This window comes from Streptomyces sp. NPDC059247 (assembly GCF_042754005.1).
GTDB lineage: Bacteria > Actinomycetota > Actinomycetes > Streptomycetales > Streptomycetaceae > Streptomyces.
In genome coordinates this window covers 71,644-90,965 of sequence record NZ_JBHYZW010000012.1, presented here as the reverse complement: position 1 = coordinate 90,965, position 19,322 = coordinate 71,644, and the positions used below count along the sequence as shown (strand labels likewise).

15 protein-coding genes and 2 tRNA genes are annotated in these 19,322 nt (G+C 74.3%); 11 read left to right on the top strand and 6 right to left on the bottom strand.

The features are described 5' to 3' along the window. The first annotated feature begins 66 nt into the window (after positions 1 to 66). A complete protein-coding gene (locus ACFXGN_RS21880; RefSeq protein ID WP_384861642.1) occupies positions 67 to 1,368 on the top strand; it encodes a tetratricopeptide repeat protein in 1,302 nt (433 codons plus the stop codon). 287 nt (positions 1,369 to 1,655) lie between these two features. On the opposite strand, the gene ACFXGN_RS21875 is transcribed toward ACFXGN_RS21880, so the two are convergent. Then, the gene (locus ACFXGN_RS21875) at positions 1,656 to 2,252 is read right to left on the bottom strand and encodes a histidine phosphatase family protein (RefSeq protein WP_384861641.1); all 597 of its coding nucleotides are present in this window, start codon (positions 2,250 to 2,252) and stop codon (positions 1,656 to 1,658) included. A gap of 142 nt (positions 2,253 to 2,394) precedes the next feature. Here ACFXGN_RS21875 and ACFXGN_RS21870 point away from each other — a divergent pair, with 142 nt between their 5' ends. The 7 genes from ACFXGN_RS21870 (at position 2,395) to ACFXGN_RS21840 (ending at position 9,029) form a co-directional block, all read left to right on the top strand. After that, complete coding sequence (locus ACFXGN_RS21870) at positions 2,395 to 3,270, top strand: phosphatase PAP2 family protein (RefSeq protein ID WP_384861638.1); 876 nt, start codon at positions 2,395 to 2,397, stop codon at positions 3,268 to 3,270. Further along, entirely contained in the window at positions 3,167 to 4,381 is a 1,215-nt protein-coding gene (locus ACFXGN_RS21865) for a hypothetical protein (protein WP_384861636.1), read from the top strand. The genes ACFXGN_RS21870 and ACFXGN_RS21865 overlap by 104 nt, the downstream gene beginning before the upstream one ends. Next, positions 4,381 to 5,970, top strand: coding sequence for a hypothetical protein (locus ACFXGN_RS21860; protein WP_384861633.1), 1,590 nt, complete (start codon positions 4,381 to 4,383; stop codon positions 5,968 to 5,970). Before ACFXGN_RS21865 ends, ACFXGN_RS21860 begins: the two co-directional genes overlap by 1 nt. Next, on the top strand, positions 5,967 to 7,334 hold the full coding sequence (locus ACFXGN_RS21855; protein ID WP_384861630.1) for an AAA family ATPase: 1,368 nt from the start codon (positions 5,967 to 5,969) through the stop codon (positions 7,332 to 7,334). Before ACFXGN_RS21860 ends, ACFXGN_RS21855 begins: the two co-directional genes overlap by 4 nt. 113 nt (positions 7,335 to 7,447) lie before the next feature. After that, entirely contained in the window at positions 7,448 to 7,804 is a 357-nt protein-coding gene (locus ACFXGN_RS21850) for a hypothetical protein (RefSeq protein WP_384861628.1), read from the top strand. Positions 7,805 to 8,347: 543 nt separating this feature from the next. Then, positions 8,348 to 8,965, top strand: a complete 618-nt coding sequence (locus ACFXGN_RS21845) for a bifunctional DNA primase/polymerase (RefSeq protein WP_384861626.1) — start codon at positions 8,348 to 8,350, stop codon at positions 8,963 to 8,965. Continuing rightward, a tRNA-Lys gene (locus tag ACFXGN_RS21840) sits at positions 8,956 to 9,029 on the top strand. The genes ACFXGN_RS21845 and ACFXGN_RS21840 overlap by 10 nt, the downstream gene beginning before the upstream one ends. A 144-nt stretch (positions 9,030 to 9,173) precedes the next feature. Here the strand turns inward: ACFXGN_RS21840 and ACFXGN_RS21835 are convergent. Next, entirely contained in the window at positions 9,174 to 10,424 is a 1,251-nt protein-coding gene (locus tag ACFXGN_RS21835) for a M6 family metalloprotease domain-containing protein (protein WP_384861624.1), read from the bottom strand. A gap of 356 nt (positions 10,425 to 10,780) precedes the next feature. Between ACFXGN_RS21835 and ACFXGN_RS21830 the strand changes: the two genes are divergently transcribed. Further along, entirely contained in the window at positions 10,781 to 12,721 is a 1,941-nt protein-coding gene (locus tag ACFXGN_RS21830; RefSeq protein ID WP_384861622.1) for a putative bifunctional diguanylate cyclase/phosphodiesterase, read from the top strand. Between the two features lie 134 nt (positions 12,722 to 12,855). Here the strand turns inward: ACFXGN_RS21830 and ACFXGN_RS21825 are convergent, their stop codons facing one another. Together ACFXGN_RS21825 and ACFXGN_RS21820 are read right to left on the bottom strand one after the other, a co-directional pair. After that, positions 12,856 to 14,526: a glycosyl hydrolase family 18 protein gene (locus ACFXGN_RS21825; protein WP_384861619.1), complete on the bottom strand. Its 1,671-nt coding sequence runs from the start codon at positions 14,524 to 14,526 to the stop codon at positions 12,856 to 12,858. A 298-nt stretch (positions 14,527 to 14,824) separates the two neighbouring features. Next, positions 14,825 to 15,919, bottom strand: coding sequence for an LLM class flavin-dependent oxidoreductase (locus ACFXGN_RS21820; protein WP_384861616.1), 1,095 nt, complete (start codon positions 15,917 to 15,919; stop codon positions 14,825 to 14,827). Positions 15,920 to 16,265: 346 nt separating this feature from the next. Here ACFXGN_RS21820 and ACFXGN_RS21815 point away from each other — a divergent pair, with 346 nt between their 5' ends. Both ACFXGN_RS21815 and ACFXGN_RS21810 read left to right on the top strand, forming a co-directional pair. After that, the gene (locus ACFXGN_RS21815) at positions 16,266 to 17,024 is read left to right on the top strand and encodes an IclR family transcriptional regulator (RefSeq protein ID WP_384861613.1); all 759 of its coding nucleotides are present in this window, start codon (positions 16,266 to 16,268) and stop codon (positions 17,022 to 17,024) included. 107 nt (positions 17,025 to 17,131) lie between these two features. Continuing rightward, a tRNA-Lys gene (locus tag ACFXGN_RS21810) sits at positions 17,132 to 17,205 on the top strand. Positions 17,206 to 17,285: 80 nt separating this feature from the next. Here ACFXGN_RS21810 and ACFXGN_RS21805 read toward each other — a convergent pair. Beyond that, on the bottom strand, positions 17,286 to 17,948 hold the full coding sequence (locus ACFXGN_RS21805) for a response regulator (RefSeq protein WP_384861610.1): 663 nt from the start codon (positions 17,946 to 17,948) through the stop codon (positions 17,286 to 17,288). After that, positions 17,879 to 19,180: a sensor domain-containing protein gene (locus ACFXGN_RS21800; protein WP_384861607.1), complete on the bottom strand. Its 1,302-nt coding sequence runs from the start codon at positions 19,178 to 19,180 to the stop codon at positions 17,879 to 17,881. Before ACFXGN_RS21800 ends, ACFXGN_RS21805 begins: the two co-directional genes overlap by 70 nt. Positions 19,181 to 19,322: the final 142 nt, after the last annotated feature.

Genomic DNA, 19,322 nt, shown 5'->3' with positions numbered 1-19,322 from the left:
CGATCGGTGGCAGCGGGTACGTTCTTGCCGCCGGACCACCCGGCAGCACCAGGAGAGGGCTCGGCCATGACGATGTCACGGGCAGTTCCCAATCTCGCCTTCCGGCGCCTCCGGGGTCGGCACTCACCGGCGGAGTTCGCGGCGGCGGTCCGCCGCGCGGCGCGGGAGATCGGCGAACAGGTCGCCTGCGACGCGCGCTACGTCGGGCGTGTCGAGGCGGGCGAGATCCGCTGTCCCAACTACGCGTACGAGCGGGTCTTCCTGCACATGTTCCCGGGTCTCGGCCTCACCGACCTGGGTTTCTCCGCGCGGGAGACGGTGCGCGGCAGGCGGCAGGCCGATCCCGAGGGGGACGTGCCCGCCGCCGCCATCACGACCCGGAACGATGAGGAGAGCGACGTGCTACGTCGCGCATTCATGACGAGCGGCTCCGCCACGCTGGCGGCCGTGTCGCTGGGACTCGGCGGCCCCGCCGTCGCGATCCCGGCCCCCCGTGGGCCCCACCGCGTCGGCGAGGCGGAGGTGCGGGCCGTCGAGGACGCCGTACGGGAGATCCGGCTGCTGGACGACCGGTACGGCGCCGACGGGCTCTACCGGGCCGCCGCCCAGCCGCTGCGCGCCGCGTACGCGCTGCTGGACGCGGGGACCGCCGCCCGCCGCTCCACCGAGGACCGGCTGCACGCGGGCACGGGGGAACTCTCGCTGTCCGTCGGCTGGCTGGCGCACGACTCCGGCCGCCACGAGGACGCCCGCTCGCACTACGCCGAGGCCCTCGCCACCGCGCGCATGGCGGGGAACGCGGCCCTGGAGGCGCACGCCTTCTGCAACACCTCGTTCCTGGCCCGGGACGGCGGCCGGTTCCGGGAGGCGCTGCGCGCGGCGCAGGCCGGACTGCGGGCGGCCCGGTCGGTGGACTCGGCCCGGCTGCCCGCGCTGCTCTCGCTGCGGGAGGCGGGCGCCTGGGCGGGGCTCGGCGACCGTTCGGCGTGCGAGCGGGCCCTCGGCCGGGCACACGGCTTCTTCGACCGGGGCCCCTCGGACGGCGACCCCGAGTGGATGTCGTTCTTCGGGGAGCCGGAGCGGGAGGCCCTGGAGTCCCAGTGCTGGTCGGCGCTCGGCGAATGGGGGCGGGCCGCCCGGCACGCCCACCGGGCCGTGGTCCTGCAGAACCCGCACTTCGCCCGGAACCTGGCGCTCTACCGGGCCCATCTGGCGAAGGACCTGGCGTACGCGGGGCGTCTGGAGGAGGCGGCGACGGAGGCACGGCGGGTGACGGAGTCCCTCGCCGGGGTCGCGTCCGCCCGGATCCGGGCGATGCTCGCGGAGACCCGCCGGGTCCTCACCGCGCGCCGCCGGACCCGGCGCTGAGAACCGCGCGCCTGAGAACCGCGCGACTGAGGTCCGGGCTCTGACGGGGGCAGTACGCCGGGGTCAGGGCGCTGGCGGGGCCGGTGGGCGCCCGGGGCCGCGACCTCGGGCCGGGCTCGCCGCCCGGCCCGCGACGACGGGCCTCCGTCGGCCTGGCCGCGACGGCGGGCCCCCGTCGGCCGGTCCGCGACGGCGGCGCCCGCCGAAGGACCCGTGCCCGACGAACGGACCCGTGCCGACCGGCCGGGTTCGGCTACCGGCCGGACCCGTCGGCCTGCCGGGTCCGGCTACCGCTCCAGGTGCCCGGTGTCGTTCCAGCGCTCGATCGCCGGGGCGCCGTACGCCCAGCCGAGGACCGACAGGCTCGTCGGGTCGAGCCGGACGCGGGCCGCGAAGGAGACGTCCTCTCCGAGCCAGCGGGCGCCGATCGACCGCAGGATGTGCCCGTGCGCGAAGACGAGGACGTCCCGGTCGGCGGACCGGGCCCAGTGCACGATCTCGTCGGCGCGGTCCGAGAGCCGCGCCAGGGACTCGCCGTCCGGGACGCCGTCCCGCCAGATGAACCAGCCGGGCCGGATGTCCTGGATCTGCGGCGGGGTCAGCCCCTCGTACGCCCCGTAGTCCCACTCCATCAGCGCGTCCCAGGGCTCGGCCCGGTCGCCGAAGCCCGCGAGTTCGCAGGTCTCGCTCGCGCGGACCAGGGGACTGGTGCGGATCTCCACGCCGGGCAGGCCCTCCCAGGGGCCCCGGTGCAGGCGCTCACCGAGCAGCTTCGCGCCGCGCCGCCCCTCGTCGAGCAGCGGGATGTCGGTCCTGCCGGTGTGCCGGCCGAGGAGCGACCACTCGGTCTGGCCGTGCCGGGCGAGGAGGATGCGCGGTGCCATGGGAAGGACTCTCCAGGTTTCACGGTGCGGACGTGCCTCTCCCATCATCGCGCAGACGGATTCGGGGTGACGTCCGGGCAACCGCCGGGCGCCGCCCCGCGTCCCCCTTCCCGGGCCGGACACGTCGGGGGGAAGCTTTCGCATGGGCAAGCCGCGCTGGTGGGCCGAGTCGGCCCTGATCGGGCTCGTGTACGCGGCCTACTCCGGCGGGCGGCTGCTCGCGCGGGGCGACGAGGCCACGGCCGTCGGCCACGGTCTGGCGATCCTGCGGTTCGAGGAACGCCTCGGGGCCGACGCCGAACACCCGCTGAACCGGCTCTTCACCGACCTGCCCGCGCTCGGGATACCGGCGGACTTCGCGTACGCCTCCCTGCACTACCTGGTGACCCCGGCGATCCTGGTGTGGCTGTTCCGGCGCCGCCCGGCGCACTACCGGGCCGCCCGCACCTGGCTGATGACCGCCACCCTCCTCGGTCTCGTCGGCTTCACCCTGCTGCCCACCTGCCCGCCCCGGCTACTCGACCCGGTGTACGGCTTCACCGACACCATGGCCCGGTACAGCGCGTACGGCTGGTGGGGCGGCGAGGCCAGCGCGCCGCGCGGCCTCGGCGGTCTGACGAACCAGTTCGCGGCGATGCCGAGCCTGCACGTCGGCTGGGCGCTGTGGTGCGGGGCGATGCTGTGGCGGTACGGGCGCGGCCCCGCCGCGAAGGCCGCCGGGCTGGCGTATCCGCTGGTCACGACGGTGGTGGTCCTGGGTACCGCCAACCACTATCTGCTCGACGCGGTCGCCGGGGCGGCCGTCATGGGCCTGGGGCTGCTGCTCACCCCGTACGTGCTGCGGGGCGCCGGGCGGCTGCGCGGGACGACGGAAGCGCCCCCCGTTGTCAGTGGCGGATGCGAGACTTCCGCGGGTGAGCGCATCCCTGGACAGCGGTCCGCCCGGACCCCCGCAGACACCTCGGCCCGGAGCCGCCCCGACCCGAGCGAGGCAAAGAGCCCGGGAGACGCTCGCTGAGCTGCGCGGACCCGCCACCGTCCCCCGTCCCCTGGACGCGCGGGCCCTCGCCGCGCTGGCCGCCAACCCCGGCTGCCGACGACGGGCCCTGCTCGACGGCGCGGGCGTCGACAAGTCCGCGCTCGCCGCGAAGCTCGGGGCCCCCGCGCCCTTCGGGCAGTCGCAGTTCGCGATCGTGCGGGGCAACTCGTTCGAGGCGAAGGTCAAGGCGGACGGCGGCCGGGAGCTGCTGCGGCTGATCGGGGTCGAGGAGCCCGGCACGGTGGCGGTGCCCGAGCTGGCGGCGGCCGGACCCGAGGGGCGGGTGGCCCGCACGGCGCTCGCGCTGCGGGAGGCGACCGGCGCGGACCGCTGGACGCTGCTCGACCATCCGCTGCTCGCCCTGGAGGTGGCGGGCTCGCCGGTCTATCTGGAGCCGGACGCGGTGGTGGTCCGGCCCGGCGGCGGCTGGACGGTCGTGGAGATCAAGTCGTTCCCGATGGTCGACGGCGCGGCCGACGCCTCGAAGGTCGGGGCGGCGGCCCGGCAGGCGGCGGTGTACGTGCTGGCCCTGGAGCGGGTCGCGGAGCGGACGCCGGGGGCGCGGGTCTCGCCCTCGGTGCTCCTGGTCTGCCCGAAGGACTTCTCGAACGTACCGACGGCCTCGCTCGTCGACGTACGGAAACAGCGGGCGGTCACCCGGCGGCAGCTGGACCGGCTGACCCGGATCGACGAGATCGCGGAGGCCCTGCCGGAGGGCGTCAGCTTCGATGTGGCGGAGCGCTCGGCGGCGGAGCTGGCCGCCTCCGTGGAGGCGGTCCCCCACCAGTACGCGCCGGAGTGCCTGGCCGCCTGCGAGCTGGCCTTCCACTGCCGGTCGCGGGCCCGGGAGACGGGCGCGGTGGAGACCCTGGGCCGTGCGGTCCGGGGCGAGCTGGGCGGTCTGACGACGGTCGGCGCGGTCCTCGCGGCGGCGCGCGGCGAGGACGGGGCGTCCTGCCCCGGGACGGACGGTCCGCCGGACCCCGCGGTGGTGGCGCTGCGCCGGGCGCGGGCGCTGCGCGAGGAGGCACTGGCCACGGCCCGCGCGACCGCGGGGACGGCCGCCGCGGAGACGGAAGGGGTCCTCTGATGTCGCTGATCTCCACCCTGGCCCGGATGGAGGCCGTCGAGGCGGGCCGGGCCCAGCCGCTGGCGACCGTACGGCACCGGCGGCTGTCCGAGCGGCCCCTGGTGCTCGTACCGCTGACGACGGCAGGTGAGGCGGGCGCCCCGCTGGGTGCCCTCGTCGGCACCGACTCCGAGGAGCCCCGGCTCCTGGTGGTGCCGCAGCCCCGGGACCGGGACCTGCGGTTCGCGTTCCTCGCCGACCTGGCGGAGGTGGTCCTGCCGTACGTCGACTCGTTCACCGGCGCCGTGGAGGCCGTGGAGCGCACCGAGACGGACCCCGCGACCGGCAAGAAGGTGAAGGCCGAGGCGGAGCTGTGCACGGACGCGCCGCAGCTGATCGTGCCGAGCCGGGCGGGCGTGGAGTACGTCCGGCTGCTCGGGCGGTCCACGCGGTTCCGGCGGACGGCCGAGCAGGATCCGGAGACCCCGTTCCCCGCGCCGCCCCGGGTGCCGTTGCTCGGGCGCTGGCTGACGCACTTCGGTGACCGGGCCCTGGTGCCCGGCTCCTCGCTGCTGCTCGCCGCGACCGACCTCCTCAACCGGCACTGGGCGACCGGCCAGTCCGCCCTGGAGGACCAGCACCTGGGGGCGCTGCTCGCCTGGATCGACCCGTACGACGGGGAGCCGGGCGCGGCGGCGGCGCTGCGGGCCGAGGCGGGCCGGGACTCCCAGGGCCAGTTGTTCTGCCCGCCCGCCGGGCCCGCCACCGATCCGGCGTTCGACAACCGGCTCCTCGCGCCCGCGATCGAACGGTACGACCGGGCCCGGCAGGCGGTCGGCGCGGCCGAGGACGGCGGGGCCGCCGACACCGGCCTCGGTGAGCTGCACGCGGCCGAACGGGAGGTGCGGCGGCTCGTCGTCTCCCGGCTGAAGCCGACCTGGGACGCGGTCTGGCAGGCGATCGGCCTGCTCAGGGAGCTGCCCGAGGGTGCCAGGGTGCCGGACCGGTGGACCAGGGACCGCTGGTCGTTCACCGCCCACCGGGACCGGGTCGCGGCCGGTGAGCCGCCGCAGCCGCGCCGGGACGACGCCGTCACGGCGGCCCGGAAGCTCGCGGTCCGCGAGCAGGCGCAAGGGCAGTTGGAGGCGCAGGAGGCCCTGGACGATCCGCTGGTGCTGGCCGGGCGGCGGCTCGCGGGCGAGGCGTTCACGGCGGAGGTGGTGGAGGTGGTGATGGCGTGGACGGAGTCGAAGCGGCCCGCGCCGCGCCCGCTGCTCGCGGTCCGCACGGAGGACCGGCCGCACCTGGGCGAACGGCTGCGGGTGTACCGCTCGCTCGACGGGAAGCCGCAGGCGGCCGAGTTCGTGCGCTACGAGGAGGACGGGGCGCTGCTGCTGCGGCTGCTCGACCGGATGGGACGGGGCAAGGACCCCGCCGAGGGCTCGGTGCCGGAGAAGGGCGAGCGGATCGCCTGGACGCTGTTCGAGCACGAGCAGCGGGTCGGGCCGCAGCTCCCGGAGGCGGAGGACACCCCCTGGACGCACGGCGGTCCGCCGGGGACGGGCGCCGTGGAACTGCCGGACGCCGTGACCGAGGAGGACGTGCTGTGACCCCCGAGACCCTCGACCCGCCGGTCCTCGATCCGTCGGCCCTCGATCCGTCGGTGGCGGCGGGCCGGGCGACGGACGGCATCCTGGCGGACACCCTGCACGGCTCCGCGCGCGGTGTCGTGGTGGACTCGCCGCCGGGTGCGGGGAAGTCGACGCTCGTGGTGCGGGCCGCGCTCGAACTGGCCGCCGCCGGGCGGCCCCTGATGGTGGTGGCGCAGACGAACGCGCAGGTGGACGATCTGGTGCTGCGGCTCGCCGAGAAGGAGCCCGGGCTTGAGGTGGGGCGGCTGCACTCCAACGACGGCGACCCCTACGACCGGGCGCTGGACGCCCTGGAGAACGTACGGAAGTCGGCGAAGGCGGGGGACCTGGCCGGGCTGCCGGTGGTGCTGTCCACGGCCGCCAAGTGGGGGCACGTGAAGAACGTCGGGCCGTGGTCGCACGCGATCGTCGACGAGGCGTACCAGATGCGTTCGGACGCGCTGCTCGCCGTGGCGGGGCTGTTCGAGCGGGCGCTGTTCGTGGGCGACCCGGGGCAGTTGGACCCGTTCTCGGTGGTGGGCGCGGAGCAGTGGGCGGGGCTGTCGTACGACCCGTCGGCGAGCGCGGTCGCCACCCTGCTCGCGCACAATCCGGAACTGCCGCAGCACCGGCTGCCGGTGTCGTGGCGGCTGCCCGCGTCGGCGGCGCCGCTGGTCTCGGACGCCTTCTACCCGTACACGCCGTTCCGCAGCGGGACCGGGCACGGGGACCGGAGGCTGTCGTTCGGGGTGGCGTCGGACGGCTCGGGGCCCGACCGGGTCCTGGACGAGGCGGCGGAGTCGGGCTGGGGTCTGCTCGAACTGCCCGCAGGGCACACCCCGCGCACCGATCCCGAGGCGGTCGGCGCGGTCGCGCTCGTGGTGCGGCGGTTCCTGGACCGGGAGGGCACGGCGGTCTCGGAGCGTTCGGAGGCTCCCGTCCCCCTGACCCCGGACCGGATCGCGGTCGGCACCGCGCACCGGGACCAGGCGGCGGCGGTCCGGGCGGCGCTCGCGGACCTCGGCGTGACGGGGGTGACGGTGGACACCGCGAACCGGCTCCAGGGCCGGGAGTACGACGTGACGGTCGTCCTGCACCCGTTGTCGGGCCGTCCGGACGCCACGGCCTTCCATCTGGAGACGGGCCGGCTGTGCGTGCTCGCCTCCCGGCACCGGCACGCCTGTGTGGTGGTCTGCCGCGAGGGCGTGGCGGACCTCCTGGACGCGCATCCGTCGACGGACCCGGTGCGACTGGGGGCGGCGGTGTCGTTCCCGGACGGCTGGGAGGCGAACCACACGGTCCTCTCGCACCTGGAGGGGCACCGGGTGCGCTGGACGCCGTGAGCGGTGGTGGCCGGGGGCGCGCGCGGGGAAGGGTTCGCGCTCTTGCGGGGCACGGGACAATGGAAGGCGGTCCGGGAGTCCGGGCCGTGTCTGCGCAGAGGAGGAGCAGGACGATGGCGGAATCCGCGGAACGGGACGTGCGGCGGCGGCTCAGGCCTGCCCCGCTGGTGTTCGAGCCTGCCGAGGCGACCGCCGACCCGGAGCACTTCTTCGACCTGGAGTCGTTGGAGGACCCCCGGGAGCTGCTGGCCCGCGCGACGGAGCTGACGCTGGCGTTCCGCGCCGCGGCGGACCGGGCGACGGAGTTCCAGGCGATGGCGGCGGCGCAGCTGGCGGACCCGCGCCGCTTCGACCGGCTGACGGTGGCGGACGTCGCCGACCGCGCGCAGTGGACCGAGGACTACGCACGGAAGATGATCGAGTTCGGCCATGACCTGATCCGCGCGAACGGCCGCCCCCCGGAGGACTGAGGACCGGGTCCGGGGCGGTCGCGCCCGACGGCGGGGTCCGCTGGCCGACGGCAGGGTCCGCGGCCGACGAGCGGGCGGGTCCGGCAGCGCACGCCGGACCCGGTGGCGGCCTGCGGTCGGCGGAGGGGCTGGACGGGTGATGATCCGGCCCTGTGGCGGACCTCGATCGGCGGTGGTGATCTCGGGCGGCCGGGGGTCGGCCGGGCGGTGGCCGGGGGTCGGTCAGGGTGGCCGGGGTCGGCCAGCAGGGACCGGGCGGTGGCCGGGCGGTGGCCAAGGTGGCCAAGGTGGCCAAGGTGGCCAAGGTGGCCAAGGTGGCCAAGGTGGCCAAGGTGGCCAAGGTGGCCAGCAGTAGCCGATGGTCAGCCAGGGTGGCCAGGGGGCCGCCAGCAGCGGACAGAGTGGCCAGGGCCCGGACGGTGGTGGCCGGGAATCGCCCTCTGGCATATGCCGAGGGGGGCACGATACCCCTCGGGTGCCGGTCCTGTCCGGGATTCGCGGACACTGAGCGACCGGTCCGTGACGCCGGGTAGATCTGGAGCCATGACGACCTGGCTGCGCGACGAGACCCCGTACGACGTCTTCCGGTTCCTCCGGGAGAGCGACGAGGGACGGCACCAGACGGCCCGGGTGACCGCCGACGGGGCCGCCTGGCTCACCACGGCCACCGGTGACCGCGAGTCCTCGCTGACCCGCTGGGAGTCCCGGCCGGACGTCCCGGCCACGCTGCCCTGCGGCACGGCCTTCGACGTCGTCGGCGTCGACCAGGTCTTCGGCCGCCGGATGCTGGACCGGATGTGGGCGGAGGGCCCCGGGTCGGGGCCGGTCGCCGTGCACCGGGGCCGGATGATGCTCTTCGCCGCGCCGGGCACCGCCCAGCGGCTGCCCGCCCTCCTCGACTGGGAGGAGGGCGTTCCCCGGCCGCTCTGCCACGGCGTCGGGGACGCGGTGACCGTGCCGCCGCTCGTACCGTCCGGGGCGCCGGGTCCGCGCTGGCTGGTGGCGCCCGACACCCGCGCCCCCTGGCTGCCGGGGCCCGAGGTGATGCTCTGGGCCTGTGTGCGGGCCGCCAGGTCGCTGTCCGCCGCCGACGTGCGGGTATCGATTTTTCCTCCCGCCCGGACGGGTGCTAATGTCTACGACGTCAGCAGGCGCCGCTAGCTCAGTTGGTTAGAGCAGCTGACTCTTAATCAGCGGGTCCGGGGTTCGAGTCCCTGGCGGCGCACCGACAGAAGAAGCCCCTCGCGGAAGCGGGGGGCTTCTTCGTGCTCACGGACGACCCGGACGACCCGGACGACCCGGACAGCCCCGGACCGTCACCGTACGGCTCCCGGACCGGCCCGGGACCCGTCCCGGCCGGGCGGCCCGTTCAGCGTACGGACGGCGGGGTGACCCGTACCGTCCAGGAACCCGTCGGCGTCCGGTCCACGACCTCCACGCGCACCCCCGTCCCCGGCACCGTGAAGGTCTCGCCCTCACCGAGGGGGGCGTCGGCGAGCGGCGGATAGACGGACCGGTCCCAGCAGGCGCCGGTGCGCGGGTGCGCGTCGACCACCTGGACCGGCCCGTCGCCGGAGGCCGCGCCGCCCTGGACCCGGTAGACGAGGACGCCCTCGGCGCAGGTGCCGGTGTCGTTGCCCGCGCGGCTCCGCGCCTCGACGGCGAGGACGTCGTCGGGCCCGGTGCGGACCACCGCGAGCCGGGTGCCGAGCGTGCCGCCCGGCGGGACGGGGGCGTCGGTCGGCTCCAGGGTGACCGTGCGGGGGTCGGCCCCCTGGACACAGGCCACCTGGTCGCGGGAGAGCCAGCCGAGCTTCCACTTGTGCCAGCCGAACAGGTCGGGGGCGAGCCCGAACTGGCTGCCCATGACGTCCCAGTCACCCACATGGGTGTCCCAGTCGCCCCTGCCGTCCTCCGGACGGTGGTAGAGATCGGGCAGGTCGAAGACGTGCCCGGTCTCGTGGGCGAGGACGTTGCGGTCGGGCGGGTGCCGCTCGAAGACGGTCACGACCCGCCTGATCTCGGTACCGTCCGCCTCCAGGGGGTGCTCCAGGTTGACGACCTTCGTCGCGTCGGAGTCCACCCCGGGCGCGTCCGGGTCGGCGACCAGGTAGACGACGTCGTAGCGGGAGAAGTCGACGCCCGCGTCGGCGGCGGCGATCGCGTCGCGCAGATAGGCGGCGCGCTGCCCAGCGTCCCAGTCCCGCCGTATGTCGTACGCGGTCGACGGCTTCGGCATCCGGGTCCAGCCGCGCTGGGGGTGCGGGCGCAGGGTGAACCGCCCGTAGGACGCCCGGGTGAAGAAGTCGGTGGTGGCCGGGAAGTGGTCGGCGGCCAGGGCGGCGGGTTCGGTGAGCGGCTCGGCGTCCGGGAACGACAGGAAGATCATGACCGCGTCGAGGGTGCGGTCGGGACGCGGATACGACCTGTTCCAGGTGTCGAGGCCGAGCGAGTGATGGGCGGCCGTACGGGGCAGGACGCAGGGTCCGGCCGACGGGGCTCCGACGGCGGGGCCCGCGACGAGCCCGGTGGCGGCGAGGGCGGCGAGCGAGGTGAAGGCCGCCGCCCCGGAGCGCAGCCGTGCTCGCTCCACTCCCCCGGGTGGCAGCTGACCCCTCACGTGGACCTCCGGATCGGGAATGCGGGACACCCCACCCACCTTGTGATGGTTTGCGGTGTTTCGCATGTTTCCACTGCCCCGGTCGGGTGAGCGGGTCCCTCCGGACCGACGCGACACGGGCGCACCGAAGCTCACGTAAAGTCATATTCGGTCACGGCGGCATCGGTCCGTGTCACACCCGCGCAGAAACGGTCGGTCAGAGTCGTACAGCGGTCGGCTCCGCCGCTCCGGAAGGCCGCCGAGAGCGCCCCGGAGCTGGAACGCTCCCCCGCCCTGGCCCTATGATCGGCTCACTCGTCCCCGGCCGGCCGCCCCGACCACATGTGACCGGCCCGACCGCACTACGGGAGCCAGCGGTGAGCGGAACCCCCGAAGGACCGGTGCACGCGGAACCGCCGGAGACGTACGCGGCGGACGACGCCATCACGGAGCGTCACGCCGAGGAGCACGGCGGGGCCCTCCCCCGGGAGACGGACGGCCGCCCCCGCACCGGCACCGCCGAGGACCGCAGCGCCGCCGAACTCCGCGACCACGGCGCCGCCTTCCGCGCCGCCCAGCTCGCCATGGCCGTCGTCGATCGGGACGGCGTCGTCGTCACCGCCAACGAGTCCTTCGGGACCCTCCTCGGCAGCGACCCCCGGGCACTGCGCGAGCAGGCGGCGGCCGACCTGGTGGACCTCGCCTCCGACGGGCGCACCTGGCACGCGTACCACGAGGTGCTGCGCGGGCGGCGCTCCCGCTTCCGCTGCACCCGCCGCCTCAAGCACGCCGACGGGCGCTCGCTGTGGGCCGAGGTCACCGTCGCCCCGGTGCCGGGCAGCGGGCGGGTCCTGCTGTCGATCGCGGACGTCAGCGAGCGGCGCGAGCTCCAGGCGCGGCTGCGTCACCTCCAGATGCACGACCCGGTGACCCGGCTGCCCAACCGCGCGCTGTTCTTCGAGCGTCTCTCGGCGGCGCTGGAGGACCCGGCCAGGGACTTCTCCGAGACCGGCGGGGACCCGGAGCCGGTCAGCTCTTCCTACGAGTCGTACGGATCGTACGGGTATGGCAGAACAGGGCGGATCGGTCTCTGCTACCTCGACCTCGACGGGTTCAAGGCGGTCAACGACACCCTCGGCCACCGGGTCGGCGACCGGCTGCTCGCCGCCGTCGCCGCCCGGCTGACGGAGTGCGCGGACAGCGACGGCTACACCCGCAGCGGCGGCCATCTCGTGGCGCGGCTCGGCGGCGACGAGTTCGCGATCCTGGTCGAGGACTCCACCGGCACGGAGCAGCTGGCCGATCTGGCGCGCTCGGTCCTCGACGCGCTCCAGCGCCCCTTCGACCTGGGCGGGCAGCGGCTCTCGGTCTCCGCCTCGATCGGGGTGGTCGAGCGCTCCGGGCAGGGCACCACGGCGACCGCGCTCATGCAGGCGGCGGACACCACGCTGTACTGGGCGAAGGCCGACGGCAAGGGCCGCTGGAACCTCTTCGACCCGGAGCGCAACGCGCACCGGATGACCCGGCAGGCGCTCTCCTCCACGCTGCGGCCCGCCGTGGAGCGCGGGGAGTTCACCCTGGAGTACCAGCCGCTGGTGGACCTGGCCGGCGGGGCGCTGCGCGGGGTGGAGGCGCTGGTGCGCTGGGACCACCCGCGGTTCGGCCGTCTGGCGCCGAATCGGTTCGTCGGCATCGCGGAGGAGGACGGCTCGATCGTGGAGCTGGGCCGGTGGGTGCTGGCCACGGCCTGCCGTCAGGCCCGGCAGTGGCAGCGGGACCATCCGCGCGAGCGCCCGATCTTCGTGAGCGTCAACGTGGCGGTCCGGCAGGTGTGGGACTCCGATCTGGTCGGGGACGTGGCGGGCATCCTCGCCGAGACCGGACTCGCCCCGCACCTGCTCCAGCTGGAGCTGACGGAGTCGGCCGTGATGGGTTCGGCGGGGCGTCCGCTGCAGGCGCTCCAGGCGCTGAGCGACATGGGGGTGCGGATCGCGATCGACGACTTCGGCACCGGCTACTCGAACCTGGCCTATCTGAGCAGGCTGCCGGTCTCGGTGCTGAAGCTGGACGGTTCGTTCGTCCGCGGCTTCCAGGACGAGGAGCACGCCAACCCGGCGGACGAGCTGATCGTGGAGGCGCTGGTGCAACTGGCGCACCGGCTGGGCCTGACGGTGACCGCGGAGTGCGTGGAGACCGCGGGGCAGGCGAGCAGGCTGCGGCGGATCGGCTGCGACACCGGTCAGGGCTGGCTGTACTCGCGGGCGGTGGCCCCGGAGCGGATCGCCGAACTGATCGACGCGGAGACGCTGAGGGTCTGAGTGCCTGAGGGGCGGCGGGGCGGCGGGGCGGCGGGGCGGCGGGCATGGAACTGCCCCCGGCCGGAGGGACATTCCGGGCGGGGGCAGCGGTTCATGAGGGGTTCGGCGGTTCAGGCGTCCGCCGGGTCAGGCGCTCAGCAGGCGCCGAGGTCCTGCCAGACGCCCCACTCGCCGGTGGTGCCGGGGGCCTCGTTCTGGGTCCACCACTTGGCCTTCCACTTGCGGCCGTTGTGGGAGACCTGGGCGTTCGCGTTGGTGACCGATCCGGCGACGTAGGCCGGGAGCGAGCCGCAGCCCGTGGGCGGGGTCGTCGGAGGCGTGGTCGGAGGAGTCGTCGGAGGCGTGGTGGGCGGGATGTTGGTGCCGCCGAGCGCGGTGTTGATCTGCTTCAGCAGGGTGGCGTTCTCGTCCAGACCGAGGAGCGAGTACATCATCGCGCCGCCGAGGCCGCGCTGCTTGGCGTAGTCCACCCGCGCCTGGATGGACTTCTGGTCGAGACCGGTGAAGAACTCGCCGTTCTTGTAGAAGTACGAGGCCTTGGCCTGGTCGTCCCAGAAGGTCGTCGCCGCGTTGTCGACGATGCCGCCGAGCTCCTTGTAGTGCGCGATGCCGGCCGCCTGGCTGAGCGGACGGGCGGCGGAGCCGCCGGTGGCGGGCTGCGCGAGGCCGTTGGCGGTCCCGGCGGGGACGCCCTTCCAGCCACGGTAGTAGAACTCGTAGCCCAGGGTCAGCTTGTTGGCGGGGAAGCCGCCCGCGATGCCGTAGGCGGGCTTGCCGTCGATCCAGGAGTCGATCGCGGCGTCGACCGAGTACTTCTCGGTGCCCGGGGCGATCGGGTCCGTCGGGTCGTTGGTGCCGGAGTACAGCGGGGACTGGTGGTACGTCGGCCCGTCGCCGTCCCAGGCGCCGTGCATGTCGTACGTCATGATGTTCGCGTAGTCGAGGTACGCGCCGATCTTGTCCGTCTCGATGTACTTGATCTTGTCCTGGCCGGCCGGGAGGGCCGCGGTCAGGAGGTACTTCTTGCCGCCGTTGGCCGTGCCGTACGCGTCGAGCTGCTTGCGGAACTCGGCGAGGAGCAGCGTGAAGTTCTGCTTGTCCTCGGGGGCGTAGTGGTTGCCCAGGTGGCCGCCGTTGGAACCGGGGTACTCCCAGTCGACGTCGATGCCGTCGAAGATCCCGGCCGCGGAGCCGACGCCGCCGAAGCCCGCGTCGACGGGCAGGTTGCCCTTGATGTACTGGTCGACGCAGGAGGAGACGAGCTTCTTGCGGCTCGCGTCCGTCTTGGCCGCGTCGCTGAAGTACTTGGAGTAGGTCCAGCCGCCGAGGGAGATGTTGATCTTCAGGTGGGGGTACTTCGCCTTCAGTTCCTTGAACTGGTTGAAGACGCCCACGATCGGCTGGTCCCACTTGTCGGCGACGCCGTCGACGCTGTCCGCCGCGCTGAAGGACTTCTGGTAGTCGGCGTACGAGTCGCCCGCACCGTCACCCGCGTTGGGGTTGTTGTCGTCACCCGCGGCCTTGTTGGCCATGAAACAGGTGAGGTTGGTGGGGTGGATGTTGCCGAACGAGTAGTTGATGACGTCCAGCTGGCCCGCGATGCCACGGGTGTCCAGGTGCTTGGGGTAGAACGCGTTTCCGTAGACGCTCCACTGGTCGTAGTACGCGATGCGCACGCCGCCCGTGGAGGCGGCGGTCGACGTGCCGGCCGCCTGGGCGGAACCGAGGCCGACGGTGGCGGCGAGGGCGCCTGCGGCGAGGGCCGTGCTGAGCAGCGCGGCGATCAATGGCTTACGGGGGTGCACGTGCGGCCTCCGATGTGGGGGGAGTACTGGGTGGTGCCGTACTGGAGTTGGAGAAGTGATAACCGGCTCATGAACACCGCGTCAATGGTCTGAACCAGATTGAGGACTAGACCAATTCGCGGAAGAAAGGCCTTGTCAGGGACGCGCAGCACAAAAAAGAACCGCTCGCCACCATCGGTGACGAGCGGTTTAAGGTCTGCTTAGGGCGGTCGCGCGGATGGTTGGGGAATGAACCAACCCGCTTGTGGAGCCCGGTTTTTTCCTCCCCCGGCAGGGGCCCGGCCCCGGACCGCCCCCGCTACTCCCCTTCGAGTTCGGGCAGTTCGAAGGCGTCCGCGATCAGTTCGTAGCTCCGCAGCCGGGCGTCCCCGCCGTGCGCGTTCGCCGTGATGATCAGCTCGTCGGCGCCGGTCCGCTTGCGCAGGTCCTCCAGGCCCGTGCGGACCTCGTCCGGGGTCCCGTACACGACGTTCGCCAGCCAGCCGTCCACGAACTCGCGCTCGGCGGAGCTGTATCCGTACGTCTCCGCCTCCTCCGGCGTCGGCACCAGGCCCGGCCGTCCGGTGCGCAGCCGCAGCATCGCGAGCGCCCCGGCCAGCACCTGGCGGCGCGCCTGCGCCGCCTCGTCGGCGGCCAGCGCGGAGACGCCGATCATCGCGTAGGGGGCGTCGAGGACCGCCGACGGGCGGAACGAGTCCCGGTAGAGGTCGAGCGCCGGGATCGTGTTCCGGGCGGAGAAGTGGTGGGCGAAGGAGAAGGGCAGCCCGAGCAGTCCGGCGAGCCGGGCGCTGAAGCCGGAGGAGCCGAGCAGCCAGACCGGCGGGCGTCCCTTCGGGCCCTGCACCGGGCCGGGCACGGCGTGGATCCGGGCGTAGGGGTGCCCGTCGGGGAAGTCGTCGTCGAGGAACCGGGTCAGCTCGGCGAGCTGCTCGGGGAAGTCGTCCGCCCCTTCGTTCAGGGTGGTGGTCCTGCGCAGGGCGGCGGCCGTGGCGCCGTCCGTGCCGGGGGCGCGGCCGAGACCGAGGTCGATCCGGCCGGGCGCGAACGCCTCCAGGGTGCCGAACTGCTCGGCCACCACGAGCGGGGCGTGGTTGGGCAGCATGACGCCGCCGGAGCCGAGGCGGATGCGCCGGGTGTGGGCCGCGAGGTGGGCGAGGATCACCGCGGGGGAGGAGGAGGCGACCCCGGGCATGGAGTGGTGTTCGGCCACCCAGTGCCGGTGGAAACCGCGCCGCTCGGCGAGCCGGCTCAGCTCGACGCTGGTGGCGAGCGCCTGGGTCGCGGTCCGGCCCGCCCCCACCGTGACCAGGTCGAGCACGGACAGCGGCACGGGCGCGGAGCCCCGCGCCTCTCCTCGGATGGCGTCGGTCACCTTCGGGATCCTCCTCGGCATCCGTACGGAACGCGCACGGACTCGTGGTTCTGCTGGGACTCGACGACAACAGGAGGGCGGCTCCGTTTATTCCGTCACTTCCCGGCCGGAGGGGTCTCCCCGCCTTCCGCTTCCGCCGGGAAATCCCCCGTCCGCCACCGGCCGAACGTATGCCCGAGGACTCCGGGACACCGCCCTGACCTGAGGATCTGCGCCCATTTCATGACAAGGGCATATGCCAGAGTGGTACGGCCCAGCGTACGGCCGGGATGCTCCGCACCCTTCTCGCCAACAGCCGTCCCGTGGAGGGCGCTTGGCGGCTATCGTGGGACGAAAGCTTGCGGTCACAACCTGGTAGGGGGAAACCGTGGCGCTGAAGCCCGAGCCCACCGCGCCGTTCCACTCGGTGCAATACGCCCTGCGCGTCCTCGAGACGATCTCGCGGCACGGCGGCGGAGTGACCGACGTCCAGATCGCGCGCGAGACCGGGCTGCCCGTCGCCCACCTCTCCTCGATGCTCCTCATGCTCCGCCGCGAGGGGTACGTCGAGCAGGTCGCCGACGGCGCGTACGTGATCGGGGACTCGCTCGTCCTCCTCGGCTCCGGCATGACCCGCCGCGAGGCGCTGCAGGCCAAGCTCCAGGAGACCCTGACCGAGCTGCGCGACTCCGTCGGAGCGGCCGTCTACATCAGCCGGTACATCGACGGCGAGGTGAAGATCACCCAGTTCGCCGACGGGCCGCGCACGCCCAAGGTCAACGAATGGGTCGACTTCCGCTCGGCGGCGCACGCCAGCGCGGTCGGCAAGTGCCTGCTCACCCAGCTCGACCAGAACGGACGGCGGGACCACCTCTCCCGCCACAAGATCGCCCGGCTGACCTCCCGGACCATCACCAACGAGCGGGTCCTCTTCTCCAAGCTCGACAGCCAGCCGGCCACCGTCCCGGTGCTCGACCTCCAGGAGTACGCGGTGGGCACGGTCTGCGCGGCCGTCCCGCTGACGGCGGGCTCCGCCGTGGGCTGCCTGGCGCTCTCCCTCCCGATCGAGCACGCCCACCGGCTGCGCTCGGCCGCCGACACCCTGAACCGCAGGGCCGCCCCGGTCGTCCTCTCCCTGGCGATCTGACCGCCCTCCCCGGGGACGGTCGGGGCCCCCGGGACGGTCCGGGCCGCCCTCCCCCGGGGTGGTCAGGAGCACCCGCCGGGACCAGGTAGTATTTTCTCTGTCAACAGGCGCCGCTAGCTCAGTTGGTTAGAGCAGCTGACTCTTAATCAGCGGGTCCGGGGTTCGAGTCCCTGGCGGCGCACAGACGGAGAAGGGCCCCTCGCGAGAGCGAGGGGCCCTTCTCGTCGTCTCCCGTACGGGCCCGGGGGCCGCGGTGGGCCCTCAGGCCCGCAGATAGGTGAGGACGGCGAGGACCCGGCGGTGGGTGTCGTCGGCCGGCGGCAGGTCCAGCTTCGCCAGGATGTTGCCGATGTGCTTGCCCACGGCCGCCTCCGTCACCACCAGGTGCCGGGCGATCGACCCGTTCGACCTGCCCTCGGCGACGAGCCCGAGGACCTCCCGCTCGCGCGGGGTCAGCGCCGCCAGCGGATCGCGGTGCCGCCGCAGCAGCTGCCGTACGACCTCCGGATCGACGACCGTCCCGCCGTCCGCGACCCGGGCCAGGGCGTCCAGGAACTCCTCCACCTGCCCCACCCGGTCCTTCAGCAGATAGCCGACGCCGGTGCCGTCCCCCGCGTCGAGGAGATCGGCGGCGTAGCTGCGCTGCACGTACTGGCTGAGGACGAGGACCGGCAGGGCGGGCCGCTCGGCGCGGAGCGCGACCGCCGCCCGCAGCCCCTCGTCCTGGAAGCCCGGCGGCATCCGCACGTCCGTCACCACGACGTCCGGGTCGTGCGCGGCGACCGCCGCCCGCAGCGCGTCCGCGTCCCCGACCGCGGCGACGACCTCGTGACCGAACCGGGCCAGCAGCCCGATCAGGCCCTCCCGGAGGAGGACGCCGTCCTCGGCGAGGACGACACGGAGCTTGCGGACCGTACGGGACAAGGGATCTCCACTCTCAGCAGGGTCGGCCCGCCCCGCGGGCTCGTGATCGTCAGTGTGCCGTCCAGGACGGCGATCCGGTCGGCGAGACCGGTCAGCCCGGTGCCCCCGGCCGGGTCGGCGCCGCCGCGCCCGTCGTCCTCGACGTCGAGCCGCAGCGTCCCCGCCGTCAGCCGGGCGGTGAGCCGCGCCCGGGAGGCGCCGCTGTGCCGGGCGACGTTCGCGAGCGCCTCGCAGCCCGCGAAGTACCCGGCGCTCTCCACCGCCTCCGGCAGCCGGGGCAGCTCGACGTCCAGGGCGACGGGGACGGCGGACCGGTCGGCGGCGTCGGCGAGCGCCTCGCCCAGACCGTAGTCGGCGAGGACCTGCGGGCGGATGCCGTGGATCAGTTCCCGCAGCTCCGTCAGGACCCGGCCCGCCTCCGCGTGCGCCTTCGCCAGTTGCTCGGCGAGCGGGCCAGGCGGCGCGTCGAGACGGGCCAGGCCCAGGGTCATCGCGAGGGCGACGAGCCGCTGCTGGGCGCCGTCGTGCAGATCGCGCTCGATCCGGCGCCGCTCCGCCTCGAAGGCGTCGACCAGCCGCGCCCGGGAGGCGATGACCTCCCCGATCCTGTCCTCCCCCGCCGCCGCGCGCGGGGCGAGCAGGGCGCGGGCGAGCGCCGCGCGGGCCCCGGCGAACGCCGCCAGCGGATAGGCCAGGGCGACCAGGAGCAGCGCGCCGAGCAGCGCCGCCGCGAACGCCTCGGGGTAGGAGGTCACCAGGTACGCCTTGACGACCTTGGTCTCGTGGCCGTCCGCCGCCAGCTGGACCGGGGCGCCGAGCAGTGCCAGCGGCAGGCCCGCCGCGACGGCGACGGCCAGCAGGTCCAGCGGCCACAGGACGGTGGCGAGCAGCAGCGCGTACGCCAGTTCCCGCCAGGTCGCCCGCTCCCCCGCCCGGAGCCGGAGCCAGGCGAGCGGTCCGGGGGCGGTGGGGGGACGGTGCGGGTCGGGGGCGGGGTCCAGGTCGACGAGCCGGAGGCGGCGGCGCTCGATCCCGCCGAGGGCGAGCCCGGAGAGCAGCAGCGGCGGCAGCCCCACGAGGACCAGCGAGAACACCCCGAGAAGCAGGAACGCACCGCAGACGACGGCCCCCAGGAGCCCCCCGGACAGCAGGTACCCGAGGGCGCGCCACGGCCAGGGACCGCACGGGAACCGGGGCCGGGTGAGCGCCTGCCAGGGCGTACGGGCTTCCATGCGCGCCACGGTAGGCGCGGGGCCCGGCGGGGGGCCATGGGGGTGGGGGGTGCGGAGGGGGTGGGGCTGGGACTACCCCCTCCGGGGGCGGGGGTACGCGGGGAGGTCGGCGGGGCGGTCCGCTACGGGGGACGTCTCGGGT

What these genes read in the sequence shown, in the direction of transcription:
- ACFXGN_RS21880 (WP_384861642.1), top strand. Translation starts at nt 67, where the DNA reads ATGACGATGTCACGGGCAGTTCCCAATCTCGCCTTCCGGCGCCTCCGG.
- ACFXGN_RS21875 (WP_384861641.1), bottom strand. Translation starts at nt 2,252, where the DNA reads ATGGCACCGCGCATCCTCCTCGCCCGGCACGGCCAGACCGAGTGGTCG.
- ACFXGN_RS21870 (WP_384861638.1), top strand. Translation starts at nt 2,395, where the DNA reads ATGGGCAAGCCGCGCTGGTGGGCCGAGTCGGCCCTGATCGGGCTCGTG.
- ACFXGN_RS21860 (WP_384861633.1), top strand. Translation starts at nt 4,381, where the DNA reads ATGTCGCTGATCTCCACCCTGGCCCGGATGGAGGCCGTCGAGGCGGGC.
- ACFXGN_RS21850 (WP_384861628.1), top strand. Translation starts at nt 7,448, where the DNA reads ATGGCGGAATCCGCGGAACGGGACGTGCGGCGGCGGCTCAGGCCTGCC.
- ACFXGN_RS21845 (WP_384861626.1), top strand. Translation starts at nt 8,348, where the DNA reads ATGACGACCTGGCTGCGCGACGAGACCCCGTACGACGTCTTCCGGTTC.
- ACFXGN_RS21820 (WP_384861616.1), bottom strand. Translation starts at nt 15,919, where the DNA reads ATGCCGAGGAGGATCCCGAAGGTGACCGACGCCATCCGAGGAGAGGCG.
- ACFXGN_RS21800 (WP_384861607.1), bottom strand. Translation starts at nt 19,180, where the DNA reads ATGGAAGCCCGTACGCCCTGGCAGGCGCTCACCCGGCCCCGGTTCCCG.